Genomic DNA, 10501 nt, shown 5'->3' with positions numbered 1-10501 from the left:
GAAAGTGTATCTGCGCTGGCAGGAAGGAAAGACGAACAAATCGGATTCCGTGGTGAGCAAAGACGGCTCCTTCGCCTTCACCGGCAAGCTGAAAGGTGCTACGCTGCAGTTTTTGAGCGTGGAAGGCGCGCGCGGCGGCTATAGCTTCATCGGGGAAAACAAACCGATGACCTTTACGGCCGACAGCAACCTGGCCAACGCCGCGCTGAAGGGCTCCGCTTCGCAGGCGCAATGGCTGGAGTGGGGGGCCACCTGGGGCGGCATCACGAAGAAAGCCGGCGGCTTGTACCAGCGCATCGATTCGGCGACCAAAGCGAAGGACTCCGTGGGCCTGGCGCAGGCGCGCCAGGGATTCGCGGACCTCGACAATGAACTGGATTCCGCGGTAACGCAATTCGTACGCCGGTATCCGGCTTCGCCCGTGTCGCCCCTGATCATCATCCACCGTTTCATCGATTACCCGAACCCTCCCAAAGTGGAACGCCTGTTCGCCATGCTGGCCCCCGCAGCGAAAAACTCGGTCTACGGCCAGCAAATCACCGAACACCAGCGCATCGCCTCCAAAACGGGCATCGGCGCCAAACCGGACTTCGCCCTGGCGGATACCAACGGCAACATCGTGAAGCTCTCCTCGTACAAGGGCAAATACGTACTGGTGGATTTCTGGGCCAGCTGGTGCGGCCCCTGCCGGAAAGAGAACCCCAACGTTGTGGCGGCTTACCAGAAGTACCACGATAAAGGGTTTACCGTTCTCGGCGTTACCCTCGACACGAAGAAGGACGCCTGGCTGGCGGCCATCGCCAAAGACGGCCTCACCTGGACGCACGTGGGCGACCTCGAAGGCTGGAAAAGCCCCATCGTGGAAGAATACGGCATCCGTGCGGTGCCCACCAACTTCCTGCTGGACCCCAGCGGTAAAGTGATCGCAAAAGACCTCCGCGAAGAAGCACTGCAGGCCAAACTCGAAGCCATCTTCAAATAGCCTTGCCATCAGCATAAAGAGAAGCCCCGTACAGCGATGTACGGGGCTTTTATCGTTAGTAGCGGAGTTTAATTGAACATCACTTCATCCACGAACGCCCAGCCGCGGTTCCCTTTGCCGGGGTGCCACTGCGGCAGCTTCGCGATAGGTTTTACCACGATTTTCAGGCAGGAGACCTGCGCTTCCGGAAAGTTGCAATCGTAGGTGATAGTACTGTTAGGCTCGCCTTTCTGCACGGCCGGCGGCGTGAGTTTTTTCAGCAGGCGGAGGTTCTTCGCGTCGGTGCCGCCCCAGACTTCGATCTGTTCCGGCGGGAAGATATAGGCATCCAGGTTCCTGAATGTGCTGAAAGAAACCTGTTTCAAGGGCACGGCTTCGGCGAAGAGCACCACCGCATCCATGGGGCGGCTGTTGTACCCGAGCCATTTCCCGTTACCGAAGTTGAAGTCGCCTTTCTTTTCGTCCATGAGCGTTTTGGCGCCTTCACCTACATATTGCCCATCCGGGAAGCTGGTCAGCGTCATGCTGTCTGGCCGGTAGGTGGATTGGCTGAAGGAATATTGTACGGGATCGCTGGCGTACCAGCCTTTTTTGCAGGCGATGGCGCGGATGACGGTGCTTTGGGTGAGCAGAAGGCTGTCTTTGAACACCGGCGATTGCAGGGAGTCCGGCGGGGTGCCGTCTGTCGTGAAGCGGATCTCGACCCCTTTCACGGGGTGCTTCAGCACGAGCTGCATGTCTTTCCCGAAAACGGCGTTGGTGTTCACCAGCGTGGGCTGGTTGAGTTTCAGCTGCTCGCTGTGCTCGTTGTCGAACCCTTTCACCACCGCCACCTGCGGGAAGGCCTTTTGCGCCTGCTCCATGTCCCGGGCATTGAGCGCCGTATTCCAGACGTAAAGCTTTTTGAGCGCAGGTGCTTTTTTGAGGGCCAATAAATGCTCCAGGGTGACGGGCGCGCCGGACACCGAAAGGCTTTCCAGGTGCGGGAGCGCTGCCAGGGCGCCGAGCGTTTTGCCGGTTACCTGTGTAAAGCTGAGGTTGAGGACGCGCAGTTCCCTGAATTGCGCCAGCACTTCCAGGTCTGCATCGGTAACGGGCATTTTCTGCAGGTGCATTTCCGTGAGCTGGGCTTTAACCGGCAGCAGTTCCTTCACGGAGGTAATATCGAATTTGTCTTTATTGTACCAATTGGCCACCAGGGGCGCGGCGTTGAGCGCCACGGGGTACAGCACGCGGTAATTGTTGTTGAGCTTTGCGATCAGCGATTCATCCGCGTGCGGCAGCTGCGCCAGGCCTTCATCGTTGCCGGCGGGCTTCAGCCGTGCGGCGGCGAGGAGGCGCAGGGTATCCTGCGCGGGGAGTGCTTTCACCATGATCTTGAAATCCGCGCCCTGTTGGATCCAGTGCTGCAGGATGGCGATCTCGTCGTCCGTCAGCTGGGGTTTGCCGGCCGGGGGCATGTGTTTTTTATCTGATTCCGGAAGATGCAGGCGCAGCATGAGCAGGCTCGCCGCGGGATCGCCGGGGATGAGCAGCTTGCCGTTCTTCCCGCCCGCGAGCATTTTATCTTCCGCTTTCATATCCAGCCCGCCTTTTGCTTTCGAGGGGTTGTGGCAGTTCATGCATTTTTCTTCCAGGATGGGCCGCACCACATGCGCAAACAGTTCCGCCTCTTCGAGCGGCACCTGCGGCGCCTGGAATGCCGGCGTTACCGGCGCCAGCACGAAATTCTCGCCGTGGGTGACCACCGCGCCGAAGTGCCCCGTTACCATCAGCAACACCACCATCATCACGGATAAAATCTTCGGCACCCAAACCTGCAGGTAGCCACGGAGCCAATAGCAGGCCGAAGCGGTCCACAGCAGCAGCGCGCCGCCCCATTTATGCCAGAACAGCGCCCCCTCGGCCGGGTATCCCTCTTCCCTCGACAGGAATAATCCCATCATAACGGTCACCGAGGTGCTGAGCGCGCCCAGCAACAGGAGCCCCGCCGTCAGCTGGTCCTTCCACCGCGCCGCTTCCGGCTCGCGCAGCCGGATGAAAGGGAGCACCGCTCCCAGCATCAGCAACACGATCGGGAAATGCAGCACCAGCGGGTGCATGCGCCCGGCCACCTGCAGCCAGGAGGGCACGGCGAGCCGGTCGCCGGCGAGCAATAAAACCAGCACGAATATATTACAGGCGAAAAGCAATCTTCCGCCCAGGTATTGCCATTTGATTTGCGGTTGTTTCATCAGACCCTGCCGAGTTTATAGGGATATGCTTTGCCCGAAGCCCATTGAGCTACGTAAATGTTTTCATCGTCGTCCACGCACACGTCGTGCGGATGGATAAACAGCTTTTCCGCCTGCTGCATGCGCTGCAAACGGCCATCGGTATACTTCGGTTCCGTGCCGCCGATATTCGACACTACCTTGTTGTCCTTATCCAGGATCGTCACGAAACCGCTGCCTTCCCCGTTCATGTCGGGCGAACGGAGCACCGCCGCATAGAGGTGCTGCCCGCGGATCACCGGCCGGCAGACACATGCCCCCGGCAGCTCGATCACTTCCTGCAATTCCCCGTCCATACTGTACCGCTTGAAACAATTCCGCGTGCGGTCGGTGACGAGCAGGGTAGGCGTGCCTTTCCGGCGGTCTACCGTAATGCCGTGCGCATTATCGAGGAAGGCCGTTCCTTCGCCTCGCCCGCCGAATACCGCCAGCAGCTTGCCGTTGCGGTCGAACCGGGAAATGAACTGCGCGCCGTATCCGTCGGCAATGTAAATATCGCCGTTATCGGCCACGGTGGTTTCGGTAGGTACGAAGGCTTCTTTCTTCGTATACTTCCCGCTGTCCATCGGGCAATCGATCGTCAGCAGTATTTTGCCGTCGGGCGTGGTTTTGTAAACCTGGTGCTTGTCGGTATCGGTGATGAGCAGGAACTCTTCCCCGCCTTCGCTGGCCAGCGTCAGCCCGTGCGCGCCGGGGAATTCGGTGCCCCAGCTGTTCAGCAGTTTGCCGGATTTGTTGTAAACCAGGACGTTGTTTTTCGTTTCGTTGGTCAGCAAAAAGATGCGGCCTTTCTTATCCTGCACCATTTCATGGCAGTCCTTCACGGGGAAACGCACTGCGTCTGCCTTGCTCCATTTCGTGTCGAGCGTGTACCGCATGCCGTTATGCCCGTAAACGGGACCTTTTTTATTAGCCAAAAGATCGTGCGAGATGTAGAATCCTGCGGTGGCGAGCGCTGCTGCGCGGATGAATTTTCTTCTTTGCATATGTCGGTATTTAGGCCATCAGTCCGGGAATCACTTGTCCCGCAACGTCTGTCAGCCGGTAGCGGCGGCCCTGGTGTTTGAAGGTGAGTTTTTCGTGGTCGAGCCCCATGAGGTGCATCACGGTGGCGTGGAAATCGTGCACATGCACAGGATCTTTGACGATGTTGTACCCGAACTCGTCGGTTTCGCCGTACACAATACCGGGCTTCACTCCGCCGCCGGCCATCCAGATGGAGAAGCAGCGGGGGTGATGGTCGCGCCCGTAATTATCCGCCGTCATCTTGCCCTGGCAGTAATTAGTGCGGCCGAATTCGCCGCCCCAGATCACCAGCGTTTCGTCGAGCAGCCCGCGCTGCTTGAGATCGGTGATGAGCGCCGCCGAAGCGCGGTCCACGTCTTTGGCCTGACCGGCCATTTCATTCGGCAGGTTTCCATGCTGGTCCCATCCCTGGTGGTACAGCTGGATAAAGCGGACCCCGCTCTCGGAGAGCTTCCGGGCCAGCAGGCAATTGGCGGCGAACGTGCCGGGAACGAGGCACTCCGGGCCGTAAAGCTTGATGATATCGTCGGGTTCCTTCGACAGGTCGGTCAGCTCCGGCACAGCCGTTTGCATCCGGTACGCCATTTCATATTGCTGGATCTTGGTGCTGATTTCCGGATCGCCAAATTCTTTGTACGACTGATCATTCAACGCCGCCAGCTGGTCCAGCATCTGCCGCCGGTTGGTGGAATCGATGCCGTTGGGATTGTTGAGGTACAGCACGGGATTGTCGCCGCTGCTGAACTGCACGCCCTGGTGGATGCTGTCGAGGAATCCGTTCGTCCATAGTTTGGAATAAACGCCCTGCCCGTTGCCTTTCCCGCGCGAAAGCAGGACGCAAAATGCCGGGAGGTTCTTGTTCTCGCTCCCCAGGCCATAACTCATCCACGACCCGAAGCTCGCGCGGTTGCCTTGTTGCGCGCCGGTCTGGAAGAATGTCAATGCCGGATCGTGGTTGATGGCTTCCGTGAACATCGACCGCACGATGCAGATGTCGTCCACGATTTTAGCCGTATGCGGGAAGAGGTCGCTCACCCAGGCGCGTGCTTCCCCGTATTGCTGGAAGTCGTAATAGGAGCCTACGAGGGGGAACGACGACTGTCCGGCCGTCATCCCCGTCAGCCTTTGCCCCATCCGGATGGAGGCGGGCAATTCCTGGCCCATCATCTCGCGGAGCTTCGGTTTATAGTCGAAGGATTCAAGCTGAGATGGAGCGCCGTTCTGGAAGAGGTAGATCACCCGTTTGGCCTTTGGTGCGAAGTGCGGCACACCCGGCATGAACGCGGCCTCGCTTTCGCTGCTGCTGCCGAAGAGGTCGGGGATGAGCAAAGATCCCAGCGCCACGCTTCCCACACCCAGGCTCAGGTTCGAGAGGAATTTGCGGCGGTTCATGTTGAGGTGGCGCTCTATGAATTCGTTTTTCATGATGCGATTATTTAGGCTGAACGGAGGATTCAGGTTTTGGATAATGTTTCTTCGAGGTTGTAGATAGTGGTGATGACCTGCATCATCGCGGCCCACGACGGTTTGTCGAGCCCCTCGGCCATAGGATACTCCCCATGTTGCAGGAGCTTCGCGGCTTCCGCGGGGCGCGCCTTGAACCACGACTGCTGCTGCACATAATATTTGGCGAGCACATCCACTTCTTTCACCGACGGCGTCCTGCAAACGATGCTGCGGAAGGCCTGGCGGATATTCTTTTCGGCTTCGCCGCCCTGTTGCAGCAGTTTCCCCGCATAAACGCGCGAGGCTTCCAGCACGGTGGGATCGTTCAGCATGATGAGCGCCTGCAGCGGTGTATTGGTGGCCGAGCGCTTTACTTCGCACTGATCGCGGTTGCTGGCGTCGAACAGCATCATCGACGGCGGCGGCACGGTTCTTTTAATGAAAGTATACAGCCCACGGCGGTAGAGGCTTTCGCCATGATCCTGCCGGTAGGTGGCCAGCTGCCCCCTGCCGGAGGTGGCGAGCTCCCACAATCCCTCGGGCTGGTAAGGTTTAACACTGGGCCCGCCGATCGTGTGCACGAGCAACCCGCTCGATTCCAGCACGAGGTCGCGCACCATTTCGGCCGGCAGCCGGAAGCGCGGGCCACGCGAGAGGTAAATGTTATCCGGATCGGCTTCCAGCTTGTCTTTGGAGATCGTTGCCGATTGACGGTAGGTCTGCGACATGACGATCTGCTTCATCAGCCGTTTCATATCCCAGCCATGGTTCATAAAATCCACCGCCAGCCAGTCGAGCAGCTGCGGGTGGCTGGGCAGGTCGCCCTGCATACCGAAGTCGCCGGTGCTTTTAACGATGCCTTTTCCGAACACCTGTTGCCACATCTGGTTGACGAACACGCGGGCCGTCAAAGGGTTTTTAGGATCAAAGAGCCAGGAAGCGAGCCCGAGCCGGTTGGAAGGGTAGGAGGGGCTGAACGGCATCACGGAAACGGGCGTGCCGGGTTGCACTTCGATGGTGGGATTGTCGTACGAGCCGCGCCCCAGCACGAAGGTTTTGCGCACTTCCTGCTGGTCGCCCATGACCGAAACGATGAGCCGGTTGGAATCCTGTTTGTTGATGAAACGGAGCGCGCCGGCCAGGTCGTCTTTCGTGATTTCCATGTAAGGCTTCTTGGCGTAGGTTTCCGGTCCGCCCACGCTGGATTCCAGCCCGACTTCCTTCACGTTGTTGAAAAAGGCGTACAGCTCGAAATATTCTTTCTGGGAAAATGGATCGTATTTATGGTCGTGGCACTGGGCGCACTCCATGGTGATGCCGATGAGGCTTTTGCTGAAGGTATTCGCACGGTCGAGTACATACGACACGCGGTATTCTTCGTCGATAACGCCGCCTTCTTCGGTGATTTTATGGTTCCGGTTGAAGCCTGACGCGAGGAGCTGTTCGCGCCCGCCGCCGGGCATCATGTCGCCGGCGATCTGCCAGGTGACGAAATCCTTATAGGAAAGATTCTTATTGAAGGCATAGATGACCCAGTCGCGCCAGGGCCACATGGTGCGAATGTTATCGTCCTGGTAACCGTGGGAATCGGCGTAACGCGCTACGTCCATCCAGTGGATGGCCATTTTTTCGCCGTAGGCGCTGTCGGCCAGGAGCTCGTCCACCATTTGTTCGTATGCTTTTTCGGAGGTGTCTTTGGCGAAGCGTTCCATGCGCGCGGCGGAGGGCGGGAGGCCGGTGAGGTCGATGCTGAGGCGTTTGAGGAGGCGTTCGCGGTCGGCCTGCGGGTTGGGGCTGAGGCCTTTCTCTTCCATTCGGGCGAGCACGAAGCGGTCGATATCGTTGCGGGGCCAGGCTTCATCGTCCACGGCCGGGACAGCGGGAGCGGCGGGAGGTATGAAGGCCCAGTGGGGTTTATATTTCGCGCCCTGTTTGATCCACTTTTCGATCATTTTGATTTCGTGGGCGCTGACCTTGTGTTCCAGCGCGGCGGCACACAGCAGACGGTCACGGTGACGCGCTGAGCTGCATATTGGATGCGGGCGGCGGCATGCGCAGGGAACTGTCTTCCGTTGTGATGCGGAGGAACACGGCCGAGGCCCTGGGGTTCCCGGGCACGAGGGCGTGCATATCGGGCGATTCCTGCAGGGCTTTATAGGCGCTGTCCGCAATATCGAGCCGCAGGCCGGCTTCGCGCTTGTTGGCGTCGGGGCCGTGGCAGGCGAAGCACTTGTCGGATAATATCGGCCGGATATGGAAACTATAATCGATGGAATCCGGCATCACTTCGGCGGTACGTGGCTGCGTGTTGGTGTTGCAGGAAAATAATGCGGCGGTCAGGCCGGCGGCGAATATTACATAACGATGGAACATGGTACGGACGGACGATTTCAGTGTTCACGAATACGGATCTTACTTCACGTGGCTTATCTGGTCAAATATGGAACGTTGCCCCCGGGGCGCTTGCTTATCTCTGACGCTATATTGACTTGTTATGAGCGGATATTTGCATTGTTTTTTATCGCTCCTTTTCCTTTTGATTGATCTGTATGGTGAATATACTATTTAATCCGCAATGTTCCATGAAAATATGACCAGCGGTTATGTATCGCTGCGCCGTCAGCTTTTGTGCGTGCACTTCAGCGCCCAGTACACCAGCAGCGGCTGGAACAGCAGGCGCGCGAAGCGTTTCCCGTCAGTATCCAGTCCGAAGGCGTCCCGTTTGTGCACGTATTGGGAAATGTTGCCGGGAAACACGGCGGTAAAGAATGCTGCGGCGATTTTGCCCATGGGTTTGCGCTGGCGTTTGTTGCACAGGATCAGCGAGCTGCCCAGCGCGATTTCCGCGATCCCTGAATACACGACGGTATCGTCTTTTTTGAGGGGCACCCAGTCCGGCACCTGCGCCTGGAATTCCCTGCGCTTGAAAGTGAGGTGCGCGATGCCCGCGAGAACGAGCCCCGCGCCAAGGGCGATCCGGGCGGTGTTGGCGATGGTGGTATTTTTCATGAGGTTCGTTTACCGATCATCCTGCAAATTCCATTCCCCAGAAACAACCGTATGGAAAACAACTTGCTGAAAGTGGCAGCAAACCATATCTTTATGGTTTAACTTTTAAGACAAAATGACTTTTGATATCCTGCTTACTTTGTTCCTCGTTTTGCTGAACGGCTTCTTCGTTGCCGCCGAATTCGCCATTGTGAAAGTGCGTTCTTCCCAGATCGAAGTAAGCGCCGGCCGCAGCGCCGCCGTGTCCAACATAGCGCGGAGCATCGTCAACAACCTCGACGGGTACCTGGCCGCCACGCAGCTGGGGATCACGCTCGCATCGCTGGGTCTTGGCTGGGTGGGCGAGGATGTGATGACGACCCTGATCCTGTCCCTTTTCGGCGCGATGGGCCTCACCATCGATCCCGCTACTGCGCACAAGATCGCCCTGCCGGTAGCGTTCTTCTGCATCACCGTGCTGCATATCGTTTTCGGCGAACTGGCGCCCAAATCCCTCGCGATCCGCAAACCGGTGCCCACCACTTTTGCCGTGGCGCTGCCGCTGAAAGTGTTCTACGTCATCTTCCGCCCGTTTATCTGGATGCTCAACGGCTTCGCCAACGCGATCCTGAAACTCGCCGGCATCACGCCCGTGCACGAACACGGCGATATCCATTCGGAAGAGGAACTGAAAGTCATCATCGCCGAAAGCCACCAGGGCGGCGTGATCGAAGAAACGGAAAAAGCGCTCATCCAGAATGTGTTCAACCTCGGCGACCGCCAGGCCTCCACGCTCATGACGCCCCGCAACGAGCTGGTGTGGCTCAACGTGAACGATTCCGCGGAAATCAACCGGCAAAAAATACTTTCCAACAAGCACACGCTCTACCCGCTCACCAACGGCGACCTCGATTCAGTGTACGGCTTCGTCTATTCAAAAGACCTGCTGAACGACAACCTGACCGAATCCCTCCTGCAACTGGAATCCTACAAAAAGAAACTGCTCCTCATCACCACGCACAACCGCACCTACCAGATCCTCGATCTCTTCCGCAAGGAAAGGGTGTACCAGGGCATGGTGGTCGACGAGTTCGGCGCCGTGAAAGGGATGATCACCATCAACGATATCGTGGATGCGCTGGTAGGCGACATCTCCGAAACCAACGAATTCGAATATGAGATGAAACGGCAGGAAGACGGCGCCATGCTCGTGGACGCGCAGATCCCTTTCGTGGAATTCCTCGAACGGATGCACATCCCGGCCGACCAGAAGAAGATCAACCTCGTCAACTTCGCCACCCTCGGCGGCTTCATCCTCGACCGGCTGGGGCGCATCCCCGCCGCGGGCGACAGCATCAAATGGCGCGGGCTCCGCTTCGAAGTGAAGCAAATGGACCAGCACCGCATCGCCAAAGTGGAAGTGCGCGAGGAATCATAAAATAGCTTACGTATCATAGGAAAAAGCCCGCCTGCCCCGGCGGGCTTTTTTTATGGCATAGGGCTCCGGGTACATACATGCCCGGATTTGCACCGCGTGATAAGACAAATGAAATTCCCGCGTTTTAACGAACAACTTGAAATTAATGTTTGTTAGATACGGTACGAACGGCGCCATGGCAGGATGTACCAGCCGGGACGCATCACCGGTAGCCTTGTTACCAATCCTTCCGGAGACAGGATCTGGCTGCGGCAACTACGCCGCAAAGGGCAATTGTTTCCCTTATTCTCCATACAGTTGGCGAAATACCCGTGGAAATGGGCGGATATGGAAACGGGGCGTAGATTG

8 protein-coding genes are annotated in these 10501 nt (G+C 57.9%); 2 read left to right on the top strand and 6 right to left on the bottom strand.

Annotated features, from left to right (window positions below):
- On the top strand, positions 1-982 hold a 982-nt coding region (locus tag Q0510_RS13220; RefSeq protein ID WP_298712420.1), incomplete at its 5' end, for a TlpA disulfide reductase family protein.
- 68 nt (positions 983-1050) lie between these two features.
- Here the strand turns inward: Q0510_RS13220 and Q0510_RS13215 are convergent.
- The 6 genes from Q0510_RS13215 to Q0510_RS13190 form a co-directional block, all read right to left on the bottom strand.
- A complete protein-coding gene (locus Q0510_RS13215) occupies positions 1051-3216 on the bottom strand; it encodes a c-type cytochrome domain-containing protein (RefSeq protein WP_298712417.1) in 2166 nt (721 codons plus the stop codon).
- Positions 3216-4241, bottom strand: coding sequence for a 6-bladed beta-propeller (locus tag Q0510_RS13210; RefSeq protein WP_298712415.1), 1026 nt, complete (start codon positions 4239-4241; stop codon positions 3216-3218). The genes Q0510_RS13215 and Q0510_RS13210 overlap by 1 nt, the downstream gene beginning before the upstream one ends.
- A gap of 10 nt (positions 4242-4251) precedes the next feature.
- Positions 4252-5706, bottom strand: a complete 1455-nt coding sequence (locus Q0510_RS13205) for a DUF1501 domain-containing protein (protein ID WP_298712413.1) — start codon at positions 5704-5706, stop codon at positions 4252-4254.
- Between the two features lie 29 nt (positions 5707-5735).
- The gene (locus Q0510_RS13200) at positions 5736-7679 is read right to left on the bottom strand and encodes a DUF1549 and DUF1553 domain-containing protein (RefSeq protein WP_298712411.1); all 1944 of its coding nucleotides are present in this window, start codon (positions 7677-7679) and stop codon (positions 5736-5738) included.
- 55 nt (positions 7680-7734) lie between these two features.
- Complete coding sequence (locus tag Q0510_RS13195; protein ID WP_298712409.1) at positions 7735-8100, bottom strand: c-type cytochrome domain-containing protein; 366 nt, start codon at positions 8098-8100, stop codon at positions 7735-7737.
- A gap of 246 nt (positions 8101-8346) precedes the next feature.
- Positions 8347-8736, bottom strand: a complete 390-nt coding sequence (locus Q0510_RS13190) for a hypothetical protein (RefSeq protein ID WP_298712407.1) — start codon at positions 8734-8736, stop codon at positions 8347-8349.
- Positions 8737-8851: 115 nt separating this feature from the next.
- On the opposite strand from Q0510_RS13190, the gene Q0510_RS13185 reads away from it, so the two are divergent.
- Positions 8852-10153 carry a hemolysin family protein gene (locus Q0510_RS13185; RefSeq protein WP_298712405.1) on the top strand — a complete coding sequence of 434 codons (1302 nt, stop codon included), beginning with the start codon at positions 8852-8854 and terminating at the stop codon, positions 10151-10153.
- The last annotated feature ends 348 nt before the right edge of the window (positions 10154-10501 follow it).

This window comes from uncultured Chitinophaga sp., from assembly GCF_937874145.1.
GTDB lineage: Bacteria > Bacteroidota > Bacteroidia > Chitinophagales > Chitinophagaceae > Chitinophaga.
This window is presented reverse-complemented; position numbering and strand designations above follow the sequence as displayed.

Excerpts from the sequence above, each read along its gene's own strand:
- Q0510_RS13215 (WP_298712417.1), bottom strand. The coding sequence starts at position 3,216 with ATGAAACAACCGCAAATCAAATGGCAATACCTGGGCGGAAGATTGCTT.
- Q0510_RS13210 (WP_298712415.1), bottom strand. The coding sequence starts at position 4,241 with ATGCAAAGAAGAAAATTCATCCGCGCAGCAGCGCTCGCCACCGCAGGA.
- Q0510_RS13205 (WP_298712413.1), bottom strand. The coding sequence starts at position 5,706 with ATGAAAAACGAATTCATAGAGCGCCACCTCAACATGAACCGCCGCAAA.
- Q0510_RS13200 (WP_298712411.1), bottom strand. The coding sequence starts at position 7,679 with ATGATCGAAAAGTGGATCAAACAGGGCGCGAAATATAAACCCCACTGG.
- Q0510_RS13195 (WP_298712409.1), bottom strand. The coding sequence starts at position 8,100 with ATGTTCCATCGTTATGTAATATTCGCCGCCGGCCTGACCGCCGCATTA.
- Q0510_RS13190 (WP_298712407.1), bottom strand. The coding sequence starts at position 8,736 with ATGAAAAATACCACCATCGCCAACACCGCCCGGATCGCCCTTGGCGCG.
- Q0510_RS13185 (WP_298712405.1), top strand. The coding sequence starts at position 8,852 with ATGACTTTTGATATCCTGCTTACTTTGTTCCTCGTTTTGCTGAACGGC.